Origin of the sequence: Bradyrhizobium sp., assembly GCF_022844465.1 — a bacterium.
In the GTDB taxonomy this organism is placed as follows: Bacteria; Pseudomonadota; Alphaproteobacteria; order Rhizobiales; family Xanthobacteraceae; genus Bradyrhizobium.
Map to the genome: position 1 here is coordinate 845616 of NZ_JALHLP010000001.1, position 17136 is coordinate 862751.

General features: G+C 65.6%; 17 protein-coding genes. 6 read left to right on the forward strand and 11 right to left on the reverse strand.

Features of this window, described 5'->3' with window-relative positions:
• The first annotated feature begins 70 nt into the window (after positions 1-70).
• Positions 71-1321 carry a Zn-dependent hydrolase gene (locus tag Q0D31_RS04110; protein ID WP_291845626.1) on the forward strand — a complete coding sequence of 417 codons (1251 nt, stop codon included), beginning with the start codon at positions 71-73 and terminating at the stop codon, positions 1319-1321.
• 24 nt (positions 1322-1345) lie between these two features.
• Positions 1346-2257, forward strand: a complete 912-nt coding sequence (locus tag Q0D31_RS04115; RefSeq protein WP_291845627.1) for an NAD(P)-dependent oxidoreductase — start codon at positions 1346-1348, stop codon at positions 2255-2257.
• Between the two features lie 153 nt (positions 2258-2410).
• Here the strand turns inward: Q0D31_RS04115 and Q0D31_RS04120 are convergent, their stop codons facing one another.
• Positions 2411-3490, reverse strand: coding sequence for a tartrate dehydrogenase (locus tag Q0D31_RS04120; protein WP_291845628.1), 1080 nt, complete (start codon positions 3488-3490; stop codon positions 2411-2413).
• Positions 3491-3663: 173 nt separating this feature from the next.
• Between Q0D31_RS04120 and Q0D31_RS04125 the strand changes: the two genes are divergently transcribed.
• Positions 3664-4440 (forward strand): SDR family oxidoreductase, encoded by a 777-nt coding sequence (locus Q0D31_RS04125; RefSeq protein WP_291845629.1) that lies wholly within the window; start codon positions 3664-3666, stop codon positions 4438-4440.
• A gap of 154 nt (positions 4441-4594) precedes the next feature.
• Here the strand turns inward: Q0D31_RS04125 and Q0D31_RS04130 are convergent, their stop codons facing one another.
• On the reverse strand, positions 4595-5440 hold the full coding sequence (locus tag Q0D31_RS04130; protein WP_291845630.1) for an alpha/beta hydrolase: 846 nt from the start codon (positions 5438-5440) through the stop codon (positions 4595-4597).
• Positions 5441-5547: 107 nt separating this feature from the next.
• Between Q0D31_RS04130 and Q0D31_RS04135 the strand changes: the two genes are divergently transcribed.
• Genes Q0D31_RS04135 through Q0D31_RS04145 form a run of 3 tightly spaced genes read left to right on the forward strand, consistent with a single transcriptional unit; the run spans position 5548 to position 8908 of the window.
• The gene (locus Q0D31_RS04135; protein WP_291845632.1) at positions 5548-6969 is read left to right on the forward strand and encodes an amidase family protein; all 1422 of its coding nucleotides are present in this window, start codon (positions 5548-5550) and stop codon (positions 6967-6969) included.
• A 24-nt stretch (positions 6970-6993) separates the two neighbouring features.
• On the forward strand, positions 6994-7659 hold the full coding sequence (locus Q0D31_RS04140) for a sulfite oxidase-like oxidoreductase (RefSeq protein ID WP_291845634.1): 666 nt from the start codon (positions 6994-6996) through the stop codon (positions 7657-7659).
• A gap of 25 nt (positions 7660-7684) precedes the next feature.
• A complete protein-coding gene (locus Q0D31_RS04145; RefSeq protein WP_291845635.1) occupies positions 7685-8908 on the forward strand; it encodes a bifunctional alpha/beta hydrolase/OsmC family protein in 1224 nt (407 codons plus the stop codon).
• Between the two features lie 6 nt (positions 8909-8914).
• Here the strand turns inward: Q0D31_RS04145 and Q0D31_RS04150 are convergent, their stop codons facing one another.
• The 9 genes from Q0D31_RS04150 to paaX form a co-directional block, all read right to left on the reverse strand.
• Positions 8915-9970: a YeeE/YedE family protein gene (locus Q0D31_RS04150; protein WP_291846755.1), complete on the reverse strand. Its 1056-nt coding sequence runs from the start codon at positions 9968-9970 to the stop codon at positions 8915-8917.
• Positions 9971-10224: 254 nt separating this feature from the next.
• The gene (gene paaK / locus Q0D31_RS04155; RefSeq protein WP_291845636.1) at positions 10225-11556 is read right to left on the reverse strand and encodes a phenylacetate--CoA ligase PaaK; all 1332 of its coding nucleotides are present in this window, start codon (positions 11554-11556) and stop codon (positions 10225-10227) included.
• A gap of 21 nt (positions 11557-11577) precedes the next feature.
• Positions 11578-12027 carry a hydroxyphenylacetyl-CoA thioesterase PaaI gene (gene paaI / locus Q0D31_RS04160; RefSeq protein WP_291845637.1) on the reverse strand — a complete coding sequence of 150 codons (450 nt, stop codon included), beginning with the start codon at positions 12025-12027 and terminating at the stop codon, positions 11578-11580.
• A gap of 227 nt (positions 12028-12254) precedes the next feature.
• The gene (gene paaE, locus Q0D31_RS04165; RefSeq protein ID WP_291845638.1) at positions 12255-13334 is read right to left on the reverse strand and encodes a 1,2-phenylacetyl-CoA epoxidase subunit PaaE; all 1080 of its coding nucleotides are present in this window, start codon (positions 13332-13334) and stop codon (positions 12255-12257) included.
• A gap of 141 nt (positions 13335-13475) precedes the next feature.
• On the reverse strand, positions 13476-13979 hold the full coding sequence (paaD, locus tag Q0D31_RS04170) for a 1,2-phenylacetyl-CoA epoxidase subunit PaaD (RefSeq protein WP_291845639.1): 504 nt from the start codon (positions 13977-13979) through the stop codon (positions 13476-13478).
• Positions 13973-14749, reverse strand: coding sequence for a 1,2-phenylacetyl-CoA epoxidase subunit PaaC (gene paaC, locus Q0D31_RS04175; RefSeq protein ID WP_291845640.1), 777 nt, complete (start codon positions 14747-14749; stop codon positions 13973-13975). Before paaC ends, paaD begins: the two co-directional genes overlap by 7 nt.
• 99 nt (positions 14750-14848) lie before the next feature.
• Positions 14849-15136, reverse strand: a complete 288-nt coding sequence (gene paaB, locus Q0D31_RS04180) for a 1,2-phenylacetyl-CoA epoxidase subunit PaaB (RefSeq protein WP_291845641.1) — start codon at positions 15134-15136, stop codon at positions 14849-14851.
• Between the two features lie 11 nt (positions 15137-15147).
• Entirely contained in the window at positions 15148-16140 is a 993-nt protein-coding gene (gene paaA, locus Q0D31_RS04185; RefSeq protein WP_291845643.1) for a 1,2-phenylacetyl-CoA epoxidase subunit PaaA, read from the reverse strand.
• 75 nt (positions 16141-16215) lie between these two features.
• Positions 16216-17085, reverse strand: a complete 870-nt coding sequence (gene paaX, locus Q0D31_RS04190) for a phenylacetic acid degradation operon negative regulatory protein PaaX (protein ID WP_291845651.1) — start codon at positions 17083-17085, stop codon at positions 16216-16218.
• Between the last annotated feature and the right edge of the window lie 51 nt (positions 17086-17136).

Here is a 17136-nt window from a genome sequence, read left to right on the forward strand (position 1 = left end):
GCCGTTGTTGACGCGCCGCGACAGGCGCGTCATTGAAAAGCTCCCTATCGCCCGACCCCGGAATGACCTGATGACCCAGATCGGATCCAACCTGCAGATCGACCCCGAGCGGCTGTGGGACACGATTCATGAAACCGCCAAATTTGGCGCCACGCCGAAGGGCGGGGTAAGGCGGCTGACGCTCGGCCCCGAGGACAAGCAGGTGCGCGACTGGTTTCGCGCCCGCTGCGAGGCGGCCGGGCTTGAGGTGCATGTCGATGCGCTCGGCTCGATGTTCGGCCTGCGCAAGGGCCGCGACATGTCCAGGGCTCCGATCGGACTTGGTTCCCACCTCGACACCCAGCCGACCGGCGGAAAATTCGACGGCGTGCTCGGCACGCTCGCGGCGCTGGAAGTGGTGCGCACGCTCAACGACGCCGGCATCGAAACCGAGGCGCCGATCTGCATCTGCAACTGGACCAACGAGGAAGGCTCGCGGTTCGCGCCGGCGATGATGGCCTCGGCCGCCTATGTCGGCGACTTCACCACCGAGGACATCCTGTCGCGCCGGGACGCGGCCGGCGTCAGCGTCGGCGAAGCGCTTGATAGCATCGGCTATCGCGGCGACCGCCCGGTGGGAACGCAGAAATTCTCGGGCTTCGTCGAACTGCACATCGAGCAGGGCCCGATCCTCGAAGCCGAGAACAAGACCATCGGCGTGGTCGATTCCGGCCAGGGCGTCCTGTGGTACGACGGCAGGATCACCGGCTTCGAGAGCCATGCCGGCACGACGCCGATGCCGCTGCGGCGCGACGCGCTGGCGACGCTCGCCGAAATCGTGCTGGCGATGGAGGCGATTGCGAACAGGCACGGCCCGAAAGCCGTCGGCACCGTCGGCGAGGCCGTGATCGCCAACCCCTCGCGCAACGTCATTCCCGGCGAGATCGCCTTCACCATGGATTGCCGCAGCGCTGAGGCCGCCATCATGGATGCGCTGGACCGGGATCTGCGCGCGGCGATCGCCGCCATCGCGGCCCGCCGCAAGGTCGAGGTCACGCTCGACCTGGTCTGGCGCAAGCCGCCGACCCATTTCGATCCACGCCTGGTAGACGCGGTCGAGAGCGCGGCGAAAATGCTCGGACTCTCGCATCGCCGCATCACCTCCGGCGCCGGCCACGACGCCTGCAACCTCAACACGGTGATGCCGGCGGCGATGGTGTTCGTGCCCTGCAAGGACGGCGTCAGCCACAATGAGCTCGAGGACGCCAGCAAGGCCGATTGCGCGGCGGGCGCCAACGTGCTGATGCACACCGTGCTGGCGCTGGCCGGCGTCGCATCCTGATCATTTAGCAGCGAGGGGTAAGCCATGCGCGGAGTTTTCGTCGACGCCAATGAATCGCTGGCCGTGATCTTCGAGCGGCTGGAACAGCCCGGCAACCCCAAGGTCAGGATCCACCGCGATCCAGACATCACGCCGGAACAGTATCCCGCCGTGCTCGACGGCGCCGAGATCGCGATCGTCGACCACACCGCGCTGCCGACCGATATCGCGAAGAAATGCAAGGGGCTGAAGCACGTGGTGTTTCTCGGCACCGGCGCCCGCAGCTACATGAACCCGGAAGAGCTCGAAAAACTCGGCATCGCCGTGCATCTCATCAAGGGCTACGGCGACACCGCGGTCGCCGAATGCGCGATTGCGCTGATGTGGGAGGCCGCCCGCGGCCTGGCGCAGATGGACCGCGCGATGCGCGCCGGCAACTGGCTGCGCGACGACGGCATGCAACTGACAGGCAAGACGCTCGGCCTGATCGGCTTTGGCGGCATCGCGGCTGAAGTCGCCCGCATCGCGCTTGGCTCAGGCATGCGGGTCGTCGCCTGGAACCGGTCGCCCAAGAAGCATCCGAAGGTCGAATTCGTCGATCTCGACGAATTACTGAGCGAGAGCGACGTGATCTCGATCCACCTTCTGCTCAACGACGAGACGCGCGGCATGATCTCACAGGCCTGCATCGAGGCGATGAAACCTGGCGTCATTCTCGTCAACACCGCGCGCGGCGCCATCGTCGACGAGGACGCCATGATCGAGGCGCTGAAGTCAGGCCGGATCCGTCATGCCGGGCTCGACGTGTTCAACATCGAGCCGCTGCCGGCGGACCATCTGCTGACCAAACTTCCCAACGTGACGCTGTCGGCGCATTCGGCATTCCGCACGCCCGAAGCGAGCGAGAATTTGATGCGGGCGGCGTGGGAGCATTGCCGTAGGATTGTGAAGCGGTGACGTAACTCCTGTCGTCCCGGCCAAGCGAAGCGCGAGCCGGGACCCATAACCACCGGTGGTCATGTTGACGCGGGTTGGAGCCACAGCCCCAGCAGACAGGAAACACCTGTGGCTATGGGTCCCTGCGTTCGTAGGGACGACCGCAACCAAAGCCTACTCCACCATCTCGGCCACCGCCTTGCCGCAGGCCGCCGTATCGGCGTTGCCGCCGAGGTCGCGGGTGCGCAGCGTGCGCTCGCCGAGCGTGCGCTCGATGGCGCCGACGATGGACTGGGCCGCCTGCTTCTCCCCGAGATGCTCCAGCATCATCGCGCCCGACCAGATCATGCCGATCGGATTGGCGATGCCCTGCCCGGCAATATCGGGCGCGGAGCCATGCACCGGTTCGAACACCGACGGGAATTTGCGCTCCGGATTGATGTTGCCCGACGGCGCGATGCCGATGGTGCCGGTGCAGGCGGGACCGAGATCGGAGAGGATGTCGCCGAACAGGTTGGAGCCGACCACGACGTCGAACCAGTCCGGATGCAGCACGAAGTTCGCGGTAAGGATGTCGATGTGGTACTTGTCCCACTTCACGTTCGGAAAATTCTTCGCCATCGCCTCGACCCGCTCGTCCCAGTAGGGCATCGTGATCGAAATGCCGTTGGACTTGGTCGCCGAGGTCAGGTGCTTCTTCGGCCGCGACTGCGCCAGTTCGAATGCGAATTTCAGGATCCGATCGACGCCGATCCGGGTCATCACCGTCTGCTGGGTGACGAACTCGCGCTCGGTGTCCGGAAACATCCGCCCGCCGACCGAGGAGTATTCGCCCTCGGTGTTCTCGCGCACCACCCAGAAATCGATGTCGCCGGGCTTGCGGCCCGCCAGCGGCGACGGCACACCTGGCATCAGCCGCACCGGACGCAGATTGACGTACTGGTCGAACTCGCGGCGGAACTTGATCAGCGAGCCCCACAGCGAGATGTGATCGGGGATTTTCGCGGGCCAGCCGACCGCCCCGAAATAGATCGCGTCGTGCTTGCCGATCCTGGCCTTCCAGTCCTCCGGCATCATCTCGCCGTGCTTTTCGTAATAGTCCCAGGAAGCGAAGTCGAAATGATCGAAATGGACGGCCACGCCGTACTTTTTCGCCGCCGCCTCCAGCACGCGCAGGCCCTCCGGCACCACTTCCTTGCCGATGCCGTCGCCGGGAATGACGGCGATCCGGTACTGCTTCCTGACGCTGTTCATCGGGAGTTTCCTTGTTGCCCTGCGGGCAGCTAATGCCGCTTATTCGATCGCCTTGCAATGGATCAATGCTGCCGGCCGCGCAACGCTGCACTGCAATGTTGACCGCGACCGCGCCCGGAGCCTAACAGTTTCGTTGAACCTCTCCCGCCTCCCCTCACCCAGCGAGTAATTCCATGGATTTGCATCTGCGCGGCAAGCGCGTCCTGATCACCGGCGCCTCCAAGGGCATCGGCGCGGCCGCGGCCGAAGCTTTCGCCGAGGAAGGTTGCGACGTCGTGCTGGCCGCCCGCAACGGCGACCAGCTCAAGGCCCTCACCGAGCGGCTGCGCTCGGCGCACCAGATCGGCGCGACCGCCCAGGTCGTGGACCTGCGCAAGGGCGAGGACATCGCAAGGCTGGCAAGGGAAGCCGCCGACATCGACATCCTCGTCAACAACGCCGGCGATATCCCCGGCGGCTCCATCGACAAGATCGACGAGGCGACCTGGCGTCACGCCTGGGAACTGAAAGTGTTCGGCTACATCAACCTCACCCGCGCGATCTACGCGCAGATGAAGGCGCGTGGGCACGGCGTCATCGTCAATGACATTGGCGCTGCCGGCGAGAAGTTCGACGCCAACTACATCTGCGGCAGCGCCGGCAACGCGGCGTTGATGGCGTTCACCCGCGCGCTCGGCGGCAAGAGCCTCGCCGACAACATTCGCGTCGTCGGCATCAATCCCGGCCCGGTCGGCACCGACCGCCACGTCACGCTGCTGAAGACGCGGGCGAAGAACCAGTTCGGCGACGAAAGCCGCTACCGGGAATTCCAGAAGAACATGCCGCTCGGCCGCCCCGCGCACGCGCGCGAGATCGGCGATCTCATGGCGTTCCTGGCCTCCGACCGCTCGGGCTACACATCGGGGGTGATCTTTACCGTGGACGGCGGCCACACCGCGGGGTGGGGTTAGGTGATCCATTAGCCTCCGTCATTCCGGGATGGTGCGTCAGCACCAGACCTCAGGTGCGCAATTGCGCACCGGGGAATCTCGAGATTCTCAGGTGCGCAATCGCGCACCATAGTTCGATGCTTCGCATCGCCCCGGAATGACGGGTAAGTCAACATCAAGTCCGCTCGAACAACTGTCGGATCAGCGTCGTGATCCTGCCCTTCGGCGACATCATCTCGTGCAGGATCGTGAAATGGTCGGCGCCGGGGATCTCCTCGTAGGTCACCGGCAGGCCGTACCGGGCGCGGTGACCGGCGAAATCGGCGGTCTGCTTGCGCAGCAGCGGCAGTTCGGCGCTGCCGACCACCAGCGACAGCGGCTTTGACGGGCCGCCTTCCTGCATCATCGGCGAATTGCGGCGCGAGGTCGCCTCGTCGGCCCGCAGCTTCTCGTTGAGATAGGAGTGGCGGATCGGCTCGAGGTCGTAGATGCCAGAGATCGCCATGCCCGCCCTCACCTTCGGATGCGACAGCGCCATCGCGGTCAGATGGCCGCCGGCCGACCAGCCGGAGACCACGATGCCGCCGGGGGCGGCGCCAAGCGCGGGCAATTGGCCGGCGAGGAAGTCGATGCCGGCGTGGATCTCGGCGACGATTTCATCAAGGGTCGCGTCGGGCGCCAGCGTGTAGCCGATCAGCGCGACATTGATGGCATGCGCCATCGGGCCTTCGGCAACGACGGTGAAGACCTCCTTGGCGCGCGCCTGCCAGTAGCCGCCGTGAATGAACAGCAGCGTCGGCGCCTCGTCGGCCGCTTTCAGGAAATCGATCCGGTTGCGCTCGCGCGGGCCGTAGCGGAGATCGAGGCGAGCGGGGAAGCGCGCGCGCAGGTCGGCGGAGCGCTGCTCCCAGCCGGCCACCAGTTCCACGCTGCCGGCGACGGCGACGCCGTTGTTGAGGCCGCGGTCGCGGTCCTCCCGGCTCATCGCGCGCCAGTCCAGCGCGGAAAACAATATCGTCATGCTGATATCTCCGGTCGGCCGCAACTTGCCTGCGTTTCCACTTTGCCGGAAAATGTTCTACAGCACCACCTGCGACCAGGAAACGGAAACGAACGGGAGACGGCGACGTGGCGGATCAGGGGCTGGTGCGGGAGACGGCGTGCGCGATCATCGGCAAGCTGAGGTCGGGCGAAGTCACCCCGCTCGATCTGTTAGATGTGCTGGAACAGCGCATCGCCGAGGTCGACGGCAAGGTCAACGCACTGCCGACGCTGTGCTTCGACCGCGCCCGCGACCGCGCCCGGGCGCTGATGAAGAAGCCGGCCGCCGACCGCGGCCTGCTCGCCGGCATGCCGGTTCCGATCAAGGACCTGACCGCCGTCGCCGGCGTGCTGACGACGCAGGGCTCGCCGATCTACCGGGATCACGTCCCGGAGAAGTCAGACATCATGGTCGAGCACCTCGAGAACAATGGCGGGGTGATCTACGCCAAGTCGAACACGCCGGAATTCGGCGCTGGCGCCAACACGTTCAACGAAGTGTTCGGCCCGACGCGCAATCCGTGGGATACGTCGCGTTCCGCCGCAGGCTCCTCGGGCGGCGCGGCCGTCGCCCTCGCCACCGGCACCGCGTGGCTGGCGCACGGTTCCGACATGGGCGGCAGCCTGCGCAACCCCGCCAGCTTCTGCGGCATCGTCGGCATGCGCCCGAGCATCGGCCGCGTCGCGCACACGCCGGCGGCTGCGATCGACCGCAATCTCGGCGTCCAGGGCCCGATGGCGCGCAACGTCGAAGACCTGGCGCTGCTGCTCGACGCCATGAGCGGCGAGCATCCCGCCGATCCGCTGTCGCTGCCGGTGCTGCCGACCTCGTTCCTCTCGGCCGCGCGTTCCGGCAACCGGCCGAAGCGCGTCGCCTATTCGCCGGATCTCGGCATCACCCCGGTCGATCCTGAGGTCGTCGCCATCACCCGCAAGGCGGCGCAGCGCTTTGCCGAAGCCGGCGCCATCGTCGAGGAGGCCCATCCCGACCTGCGCGAGGCCCATGAATGCTTCCATGTGCTGCGCGCCTTCGACTTCGCGCTTTCCAAGGCGGCGCTGCTGCGCACCAGGCGCGACCAGCTCAAGCCGGAAGTGATCTGGAACATCGAGCAAGGCCTCAAGCTGACGGTCGAGCAGCTTGAACGCGCCGAAGCGCAGCGCGTCGCCATGACCGCGCGCACGCTGGAATTCTTCGAAACCTACGACCTGCTGCTGTGCCCTGCGACCATCGTCGCGCCGTTCCCGATCGAGAACCGTTACGTCGCCGAATGCGCCGGCAAAAAGTTCGACAATTATGTCGAATGGCTCGGCATCGTCTATGCGATCACGCTGGTGTGCTGTCCGGCATTGTCCCTGCCCTGCGGATTTACCGCCTCCGGCCTGCCGGTCGGGTTGCAGGTGGTGGCTCCGCCGCGCGGCGAGGCGAAACTGCTGGCGGGCAGCCGGGTGCTGGAGGACATTCTCGGCCTGCGCGGGACGACGCCGATTGATCCACGATCACCGAAATAGCGAGCGACGAAGCAAGAGGGCATAATGGCCGACGAGCATGAGCCGCCGCCGGAGAGCAAACTGACGCGCAGCAAGCAGCGCTGGGCCCGCGAGGCGAAGTTCCTCACCGGAAAGACTTCGCGACCCGAGGAGGCCCGCCTGCCGCCGGGCCAGCACCTGACCCGGGACTGGCCGACGCTCGATCTTGGCCTGACGCCCGGCATTTCGCGCGAGCGCTGGCGCCTCGACGTCTACGGCGCGGTCGAAAACCCGATCTTCTGGGACTTCGCGCAGTTTACGGCGCAACCGCAAAGCCGGTTCCTGTCCGACATCCATTGCGTCACCACCTGGTCGCGCTACGACAATCAATGGGACGGGCTGGCGACCCGCGATCTGCTCGACGCCTGCCGGCCGCGTAGCGAGGCGCGGTTCGTGGTGCTGCATTCGCATGACGGCTACACCACCAACCTGGCGCTGGAGGATTTCGCCGCCGAGGACGCCCTGCTCGCCCACAGCTGGTCCGGCGCGCCACTGGAGCAGGAGCATGGCGGCCCGGTGCGGCTGGTGGTCCCGCATCTCTACTTCTGGAAAAGCGCGAAATGGCTGCAGCGCATCGAGTTTCTCGAACACGACAAGCCCGGCTATTGGGAAGTCCGCGGCTACCACAACCGCGGCGACCCGTGGGCCGAGCAGCGTTACTCTGGCGACTAGGCCAGCCCGAACACATGGAGTGCCCATGCCGACTGAACGCTTTCAATTCACCGGCGAAGGCGGCCATCAGCTGGCCGCCGCGCTCGACACGCCGGACGGGCCGGTGCAGGCCTATGCGCTGTTCGCGCATTGCTTCACCTGCGGCAAGGACGTGGTGGCGGCGAAACGCATCGCGACCGCGCTCGCCGCCCGCGGCATCGCGGTGCTGCGGTTCGACTTCACCGGGCTCGGCTCCAGCGAGGGCGACTTCGCCAACGCGACGTTCTCCTCCAACGTCGCCGATCTCGTCCGCGCCGCCGATCATTTGCGCGACACCCGTGGCGCGCCCGCGATCCTGATCGGCCACAGCCTCGGCGGCGCGGCGATTCTGGCCGCCGCCGGACACATCCCGGAGGCCCAGGCCGTGGTCACGATCGCCGCGCCCTCCGATCCCGCCCACGTCACCCGTCTGTTCGGCGACCGCATCGCCGACATCCGCGCGCACGGAAAAGTGGAGGTCCAGCTTGCCGGCCGGCCCTTCCACGTCAAACGCGAATTCCTCGACGATATCGCCGAACAGGGCCTGCTGGCGCAGGTCGCAAAGCTCCACAAGGCGCTGCTGGTCATGCATGCGCCGACCGACGATACCGTCGGGATCGACAATGCCACCAGGATTTTCGTCGCGGCCAAACATCCCAAGAGCTTTGTCTCGCTGTCGGGCGCCGATCATCTGCTGAGCAACAAGCGCGACGGCGTCTACGTCGCCGACGTCATCGCCGCATGGGCCGAACGCTACGTCGAGCCGGTCGAAGCCCGGCCGGTTGCCACAGCCGAAGCGACGCCGGGCGTCGTCGTGGTGCGCGAGACCCGTAACGGCAAGTTTCAGCAGACGGTGACGTCAGGTCCGCACCGGATGCTGGCGGACGAACCGGTGGCCGCGGGCGGCCTCGACAGCGGGCCCGGGCCCTATGATCTGGTGCTAGCGGGGTTAGGGGCCTGCACCTCGATGACGATGCGGATGTATGCCGACCGCAAGTCGCTGCCGCTCGACCGCGTCACGGTCACGCTGAAGCACAGCAAGATTCATGCCCAGGATTGCGCCGAGTGCGAAACCCGCGAAGGCATGCTCGACCAGTTCGACCGGACGATTTCGATCGAGGGCGCGCTCGACGCCGAGCAGCGTCAGCGCCTGATGGAGATCGCCGACAAGTGCCCGGTGCACCGGACGCTCAAATCCGAGATCCGGATCGTGACCAAAGCTGCGGATTGAGCCCGCTCAGGCCGCCGCCAGCGGACGCACCCGCAGCGCGCCGCGCAGGCCGGCGGCGGAGCCGACCAGAATGCCGGCGAAGGCGACCAGCGAAGCCAGCGCCAGCGTCGAGAAGCCCGTCAGCCCCTGCCCGATCGAGCAGCCAAAGGCCAATACGCCGCCCACGCCCATCAGCGCAGCACCTGCGCCCGAGCGGAGCATGTGGCGCGGCGACTGAAAGCCCTCGAATTGAAAGCGCCCGGTCAGGAGCGCGGTGACGAGGCTGCCGGCGAATACGCCGAACACGGTGACGATGCCGAAATTGAGCGTCGATCCCGTCCACAGCATGACATAGAGCAGGCCGTCCGCGATCGGCGCGATGAAGCTGAGCGAGGTGACGGGCGTCGGATTGAAATCGTCGGCGCCGAGATAGCCGGTCGCAAACCAGCCGGCCGTCACCAGCAGGCCGATCAGGAGACCCGTTGTGACCTGCCCCGGCGATCGCCGGAATGCCGGATGCGCAAAGGCGAAGATGACCAGCGCGGCGGCGATGACCGAGGCTGCCAACATCCGCGCCGCGGTGGCGCTCAGCCCTGCCGACGCCAGCAGCGCCGGCACCGAGTTCGCCGCTGACGTGGTCTGCGACGCGCCGACCATCGCAACCCGCACCGGCGCGATCAGGCCCTTCAGCGCCATCTGCGCGAAAATCGCCAGCACCACCAGCACGACGAAAGAGCGAAGGTTGCCGCGCCCGAGCAGCACCAGCGCGCGCGAGCCGCAGCCGTTCGCTAGCACCATGCCGTAGCCGAACAATAGCCCGCCAAAGAACATCACGGGTGCGGAGAACGACGCCTGCAGGTAAATCGACTTGCCGATGTCGGCAAGACCCGCCGCCGCCAGCAATTGCGTCCCGGCGACGGCGACGCCGATCGCCAACGCGTAGGTGCGGACCAGACGGCCGTCGCCGGCCGACCAGTAGCCGCGAAGACCATTGAGCAGGCAAAACCCGCTCAGCAGACCGACCGATCCATAGACGAGCCCGATCAGCAGTCCGCTCAAGATCACGATATTGCCACTGTCCAACACCGGCTTTTCCCGTTCGCTCGCGCGACCGCATGGCCGCGACCATCAGATAGGCGTGAATTTCCGTGCTGCTATTACGCAGGAAATACGGGCGCGTCCACGGTTCGCCGACACAGAGAATGAATCACCCGTTTGGTCACGCGACCGGGAAACAAACGCGCTGCAGCTGAAAACAATAAGGGAGAATTCTTCCCGTGAAAAAACGCTGCAGCGGGGTGCGGCCAGCGAATAGCTGGAGTAGCAAGGGCTAGCCACTATTCTTTCGGCCGCTTGTCGTGGACGCGCTTCGCCTTGCCAAGCGAGCGTTCCAGCGTGTCCGGCGCCACCGCCTTGATGCGCGCGGTGATGCCGATGGTGTTCTTGATGAAGACCGCGACCTTCTCGGCATGGGTGTGCAGCCCGCCGCCGTCCCAGCTTTCCGGGCGGGCTTCGGCGAGCACGGTCATCTCGTCCATCCGCCCCTCGCGCGTCAGTTCGATGATGAAATGGCCGCCGCACCAGTCGGTCGCCAGCAGCGCTTCCTCGATCTGGGTCGGAAACACATTGACGCCGCGCAGGATGATCATGTCATCGGAACGGCCGGTGACCTTTTCCATCCGCCGCATGCCTGGCCGCGCGGTGCCCGGCAACAGCCGCGTCAGGTCGCGGGTGCGGTAGCGGATGATCGGAAAACCTTCCTTGGTCAGCGAGGTGAAAACCAGTTCGCCCTTCTCGCCGTCCGGCAGCACCGCGCCGGTTTCGGGATCGACGACCTCGGGATAGAAGTGGTCCTCCCAGATGTGCAGCCCGTCCTTTGTCTCCACGCATTCCTGCGCCACGCCGGGTCCGATCACTTCCGACAGCCCGTAAATGTCCGTCGCCTCCATGTCGAAGGTCTGCTCGATCTCGGCACGCATGGCGTTGGTCCAGGGTTCGGCGCCGAAGATGCCGAACTTCAGCGACGATTTTCGGGGATCGAGGCCCTGCCGCTTGAACTCGTCCGAGATCGCCAGCATGTAGCTCGGCGTCACCGTGATGATGTCGGGCCTGAAGTCGTTGATCAGCTGCACCTGCCGCTCGGTCATGCCGCCGGAAACCGGCACCACGGTGCAGCCGAGCTTTTCGGCGCCGTAATGCGCGCCGAGGCCGCCGGTGAACAGACCATAACCATAGGCGTTGTGCATCAGCATGCCGGTGCGCCCGCCGGCGGCGCGGATCGAACGCGCCATCACCTCCGACCAGATCTCGATATCGGCTTTTGTGTACCCGACCACGATCGGCTTGCCCGTTGTGCCCGAGGAGGCATGGACGCGGATGAGCTGTTCGCGCGGCACCGCGAACATCCCGAAGGGGTAATTGTCCCTGAGGTCCGTCTTTACCGTGAACGGGAATTTTGCGAGGTCGGCGAGCTGTTTGAAATCGGAAGGATGCACGCCGGCTTCGTCGAACGCCCCGCGGTAATGCGCGACGTGGTCGTAGGCGTGCCGCAGCGACCAGGCGAGACGCCGGGTTTGCAGCGCCATGATCGCGTCGCGCGAGGCGCGTTCGGTCTCGTCCAGCTCCGGGCGGTAATTCGTCGTCCTTGATTGCATGCCGGTTGCGGCCATCGCACCCCCCTTTATCGATCGCTAGGTTGCACCATCGACGGCCGGCAGCCACGTTCCGGCGATGGTGCGGGAATGCCCACGGAATTCGGCGATCACGACGTCACCGGCGCTGACGCTGACGTCGTAGATTTCGGACCGGCCGCTGCGCGAGACTTCCCGCGCGGTTGCAACCAGCACGTCGCCGAGCTTGCCCGGCCGAACGAAAGCAATGTCGCACTGCGCTGCGACCGCGCGCTCATTTCGCGAGTTGCAGGCAAAGGCGAAGGTGGAATCGGCCAGCAGAAAGATGAAGCCGCCATGGGCGATGCGCTGACCGTTGACCATGTGCGGCTGCACCGTCATCGCCAGCGTGGCCCGGCCGGGCCCGATCTCGACGATCTGCATGCCGAGGCTCTTGCTGGCGTCGTCTTCCTTCCACATCGCCTCCGCGCAGGCGCGGGCGATTTCGTCGGGCGAAAGCGCAAGGTTCATCGCGGTTCGGCCGCGCGGCGCAAGGGATTCACGGCGTTTTCTCCTGTGCGGTCGGGCCTGTCTGAGCAGGCCTTGGCTCGAGTGCGCGTTAGTGTGGAAGCGAAGCGCCCGAGCTGTCAACGATCCCGCTTCTCACTTCCGTCATTCCGGGGTGATGCGAAGCATCGAACCCGGAATCTCGAGATTCCGGGTTCGCGTCTTCGACGCATCCCGGAATGACGTCGGCGTTAGACATGATCGTAATCCACCACCACCTTGTCCGATACCGGCCGCGCCTGGCAGGTCAGGATGAAGCCCGCCTTCAATTCCCACGGCTCCAGCGAATAATTGACTTCCATCTGCGCCTCGCCCTCGACCAGCCTGGCGCGGCAAGTCGAGCACATGCCGCCCTTGCACGCGAACGGCAGGTCCATGCCGGCGCGCAAGGCGGCGTCCAGAATGGCCTCACCTTCCGCGACCGGCACCTCACGGCGCTTGCCGTCGATGATCAGCGAGGCCATCGCCCTCGGCGGCGCCGAGGCTTCAACGATCTTCTTCGCGCGCGGCTTGCCGCCGAACTCCGAGACGAAGCGCTCGACATGAATGCGATCGTCGGCGATGCCGATCTCGCGGCAGGTCGCCTCGATCGCCTCGCTCATGCCCGCGGGGCCGCAGATGAAGACGTGGTCAACGCTTGAGGCCGGCACCAGCGAGCGCAGCAGCACCCGCACCTTCTCGCCGTCAAGCCGGCCATGCAGGATCGGTATGTCCTGTTCTTCGCCCGAGATCACATGGAAAAGCGAAAGCCGCTGCATGAAGCGATCCTTCAACTCCTCCAGCTCTTCCAGGAACAGCATGCCTAATGTCGAGCGGTTGCCGTAAAACAGAAAGAAGCGGCTGTCGGGCTCGCGGGCCAGCACGCCCTTCGCGATCGACAGGATCGGCGTGATGCCGGAACCAGCGGCAAAGCCGACATAGACCCGCGCCTTATCCGGTGCGTGGGCTATGCCGAAGCGGCCGGTCGGCGTCATCACGTCGAGCTCGTCGCCGGGCTTCAGCTCGTCGGCGGCCCAGTTCGAGAACGCGCCGCCATCGACCTTTTTCACGGCAATACGCAGCTCGCCGTCGTCGGGTCCCGAGCAGATCGAATAGGAACGACGGACTTCCTCGCCGTCCATCATCGTACGCAGGGTCAGATATTGCCCCGGCGCGAAGACGTAGGCCTTCTGCAACGCCTTCGGGATCTCGAAGGTCATCGACACCGCGTCCGCGGTTTCGCGGCGCAAATCGTGGACGGCGAGACGGTGAAAGCGCGGTGCGAGCGACATCAGTCAGCTCCACCGTCATTGCGAGGAGCAGAGCGACGAAGCAATCCACACTTGCTTTGCGGTCCGATGAATCGCTTCGCTGCGCTCTCTTGCACAAACACTTCGCGCTTGTTGCAGACAATGACGGTCATGGATCCAATCTCAATGACACTTGAAATAATCAAAGGGTTCGCGGCAGCTCTTGCATCGCCACAGCGCCTTGCAGGCGGTCGAGCCGAATTCGGACAGCAGCTCTGTATCGTGCGAGTTGCATTGCGGACAATTCACCTGCTGCTCGCCGAACAGTGCGCGACGCGAATGCGAGGCCTGCGGCGGCGCGATGCCGTATGCCCGAAGCTTCCGGCGGCCGTCCTCGCTCATCCAGTCCGTGGTCCAGGCCGGCGACAGCACCGTGCGGATGGTCGGCCGCGCGATGCCGGCGCGTTCCAGCGACAGCTCGATCTCGAGCGCAATCATGTTCATGGCGGGACAGCCGGAATAGGTCGGCGTGATCGCGACCTCGACGCGGCCATCGTTCACCGTGACGTCGCGGAGTACGCCGAGATCGGCGATGGTGAGAACAGGTATTTCGGGGTCAACCACCTGCGACGCCGCCTCCCAGGCGCGCCGGCGCAGTTCGGCGTCGCTGACGAGGCTCGTTACCATGCGGCCCCCGGAAAACTCCGCGGCACCGATTGCATTTCACTGAGCAGATGCCCGAGATGCTCGCTGTGCCGGCCATCGCGGCCGCCCTGCTGCATCCAGTCGTTGCCGGGCAAATCCAGCGTCGCCTCGCGTGCGACCTCCGACACCGCCTTGAGCCACGGCGCGCGCAAGCCGGCCGGATCGACCGCGACGCCGACCTCGATCAGGCCGCGCTCGCTGTCGTCGGCGGCGAACATCTCGCCGGTGAAAGCCCAGAGCTCGTCGATCGCCGATTGCGCGCGGCGGTGGCTTTCCTCGGTGCCGTCGCCGAGGCGGACGATCCATTCCGAGGCGTGCCTGACGTGATAGGCGCTCTCCTTCTCGGATCTGGCCGCAATCGCCGCCAGCGTCGCGTCGCCGGAGCGCATCATCGCGCGCCAGTAGAGGTCGGCAAAGGTCGAGTAAAGGAACTGCCGTACCATGGTGCGCGCGAAATCGCCGTTCGGCTGTTCCAGCAGCAGCAGATTGCGGTACTGCCTGGCGTCGCGCAGATAGGCGAGCTTGTCCTCGTCGTTGCCCTTGCCCTCGACCCTGGCGGCGTAGGCATAGAGTTCGCGCGCCTGACCGAGCAGGTCGAGGCCCATATTGGCGAGCGCCATGTCCTCTTCCAGCATGGGCGCATGCCCGCACCATTCCGACAGCCGATGACCCAGGATCAGCGCGTCGTCGGCGCGGCGCAGCGTGTAGAGCACCAGTGGCGTTTCGGAGACGGATATGTTGGCGACGGTCATATGATCTAACCCAGGTCTGAGTCGTCATTGCGAGCGCAGCGAAGCAATCCAGACTTGCTTTGCGGCATTGCTTCGCTGCGCTCGCAATGACGGGGAAACCTACATATGCCCGACTTCGTCGGGCACTTCGTAGAATGTCGGGTGCCGATAGATCTTGGATTCCGCCGGCTCGAACATCATGCCCTTTTCGGCAGGATCGGATGCGGTGATCGCGTTCGAGGGCACCACCCAGATCGAAAGGCCCTCGCCGCGGCGGGTATAGATGTCGCGCGCGGCCTGCAGCGCCAGCGTCGCGTCGGTGGCATGCAGCGAACCGACATGCTTGTGTGCCAGCCCGTTGCGGCTGCGGATGAAGACTTCCCAGAGCGGCGTGTTCGGCGTCGGCATCACGGGTCTCCCTATTCAGCGGCCTGCAAGGCGGTGCGCTGCCGGCGCTTCTCGGCATAGGCCTGCGCCGCCTCGCGCACCCAGGCGCCTTCGTCATGCGCCTTGCGTCGCGCCGCGAGCCGGTCGCGGTTGCAGGGGCCGTTGCCGGCAATGACCTGGTTGAACTCTTCCCAGTCGATGGCGCTGTACACCCAGTTGCCGGCCTCGTTTTGCTTCATGCCAGGATCGGGGATCGTCAGACCCAGGAACTGGGCCTGCGGCACCGTGGCGTCGACGAACTTCTGCCGCAGCTCATCGTTGGAGAAACGCTTGATCTTCCATCGGGTCGAGGCGTCGCTGTGCTGGCTGAGCTTGTCGGGCGGGCCGAACATCATCAGCACCGGCCACCACCAGCGATCCAGCGCATCCTGCGCCATCGCCTTCTGCGCCTCGGTGCCGCGGCACAGCGTCAGCATGATCTCAAAACCCTGGCGCTGGTGAAAGGATTCCTCCTTGCAAACGCGGATCATCGCGCGCGCATAGGGGCCATAGGAGCAGCGGCACAGCGGGATCTGGTTCATGATCGCGGCGCCATCGACCAGCCAGCCGATCGTGCCGATATCGGCCCAGCTCAGCGTCGGATAGTTGAAGATCGAGGAGTATTTCGCCTTGCCCGCCAGCATCAGGTCGACCAGTTCCTCGCGCGAAGCGCCGAGCGTCTCGGCAGCGGCGTAGAGATAGAGGCCGTGGCCGCATTCGTCCTGGACTTTCGCCAGAAGCGCGGCCTTGCGGCGCAACGACGGCGCCCGCGTGATCCAGTTGCCTTCGGGAAGCATGCCGACGATTTCGGAATGGGCGTGCTGGGAAATCTGCCGGGTCAGCGTCTTGCGGTAGGCCGACGGCATCCAGTCGTTGGGTTCGATGCGCTCCTCGGCGTCGATCCGGGCCTGAAACTGCGCGGCGCGCGCGGCGTCTTCAACGCAGCGGTCTTCGCGGTCCGGCGTATTGAGGGCCTGGGTGTACATGGGCCGACCTCCCGAATGTCATCGCCGCCAACATATAACAAAAATCATCTTAAGCAAGACAGATGTGTCACATGTTCACACCGACCCGAAACGCCTGGAGAGCTCGGCGCCGGGCTTCGGCAACGGTCCGTCCTCATTGCTGGCGTGGCGATCAAGCCATTGTTCGGAAATGGGAAGCAGCGCGCGATAGACCTCGCCGCAGAGCGACCTTGCGGCCCGGCCCGGCCAGTTCGAAGGCAGCAGCGCGGTCGGCAGCAGCGGGTCGCGCAGCACGACGCGGCGGTAATGGTGAATCAGCAGGATCCGCGCGGTGAAGGCGTCGGCGTCGGTCAAGCGCTCGCCGCGGCCGATCCAGCCCCGCAACGGCTCGAAGGTTTTCATGAACTTCTGATAGGCGTCGGCGGTACGCTCAAGCGGCCAGCTTTCACTGAGCAGGCGCCGCCCGCTGTCGTCTTCGGCGGAGACTTCAAGACGAATCGCGCCGGCAGCTTCGTCCGGTACCGGCACCCCCGATGGCGCCACCCACACGCCTGGCAGCGGACTGCCGAAGCCGGCATTCTTCAACGCCTCGCGCGCGACGCCGCGATCCCCGCTATTGCCGATCAGCAGCAATTCGAACCGCCCGGTCCAGTCGGTGACCGGCGGGCCGTAGATGTGTCTTGTCGCGATATCAAAGGTTTGCCGTCCGCTCTGCACCAGGCGGTAGAAGCTGTGGCGGCCGATCCTGCTGCGCTCGAACCAGCCATCGGCGGTCAATCGCGACATCGCGGTGCGCACCACGCTGGCGTCAACGTCCAGCCCTTCAAAGAACGCCAAGAGCGTCCCGAGCCAGACCGAGCCGCCGCGCGGCACGATGGCATCCCCGAACACCGTGATGACGATCGAGCCGGTGCGCGATGGCTCGCGCTTCAGCTCTTGGACAATGCGGGCAAGCGGCGGCGGCATGCGTCAAGGCATAGCGCGTTTTAAGGATTTGCTACAGCGGAGCTAATCTTC

Bases quoted from the DNA above. Each gene is read 5' to 3' on its own strand.
- Q0D31_RS04110 (WP_291845626.1), top strand. From the start codon at position 71: ATGACCCAGATCGGATCCAACCTGCAGATCGACCCCGAGCGGCTGTGG.
- Q0D31_RS04115 (WP_291845627.1), top strand. From the start codon at position 1,346: ATGCGCGGAGTTTTCGTCGACGCCAATGAATCGCTGGCCGTGATCTTC.
- Q0D31_RS04120 (WP_291845628.1), bottom strand. From the start codon at position 3,490: ATGAACAGCGTCAGGAAGCAGTACCGGATCGCCGTCATTCCCGGCGAC.
- Q0D31_RS04125 (WP_291845629.1), top strand. From the start codon at position 3,664: ATGGATTTGCATCTGCGCGGCAAGCGCGTCCTGATCACCGGCGCCTCC.
- Q0D31_RS04130 (WP_291845630.1), bottom strand. From the start codon at position 5,440: ATGACGATATTGTTTTCCGCGCTGGACTGGCGCGCGATGAGCCGGGAG.
- Q0D31_RS04140 (WP_291845634.1), top strand. From the start codon at position 6,994: ATGGCCGACGAGCATGAGCCGCCGCCGGAGAGCAAACTGACGCGCAGC.
- Q0D31_RS04145 (WP_291845635.1), top strand. From the start codon at position 7,685: ATGCCGACTGAACGCTTTCAATTCACCGGCGAAGGCGGCCATCAGCTG.
- paaK (WP_291845636.1), bottom strand. From the start codon at position 11,556: ATGGCCGCAACCGGCATGCAATCAAGGACGACGAATTACCGCCCGGAG.
- paaI (WP_291845637.1), bottom strand. From the start codon at position 12,027: ATGAACCTTGCGCTTTCGCCCGACGAAATCGCCCGCGCCTGCGCGGAG.
- paaE (WP_291845638.1), bottom strand. From the start codon at position 13,334: ATGTCGCTCGCACCGCGCTTTCACCGTCTCGCCGTCCACGATTTGCGC.
- paaD (WP_291845639.1), bottom strand. From the start codon at position 13,979: ATGGTAACGAGCCTCGTCAGCGACGCCGAACTGCGCCGGCGCGCCTGG.
- paaC (WP_291845640.1), bottom strand. From the start codon at position 14,749: ATGACCGTCGCCAACATATCCGTCTCCGAAACGCCACTGGTGCTCTAC.
- paaB (WP_291845641.1), bottom strand. From the start codon at position 15,136: ATGCCGACGCCGAACACGCCGCTCTGGGAAGTCTTCATCCGCAGCCGC.
- paaA (WP_291845643.1), bottom strand. From the start codon at position 16,140: ATGTACACCCAGGCCCTCAATACGCCGGACCGCGAAGACCGCTGCGTT.
- paaX (WP_291845651.1), bottom strand. From the start codon at position 17,085: ATGCCGCCGCCGCTTGCCCGCATTGTCCAAGAGCTGAAGCGCGAGCCA.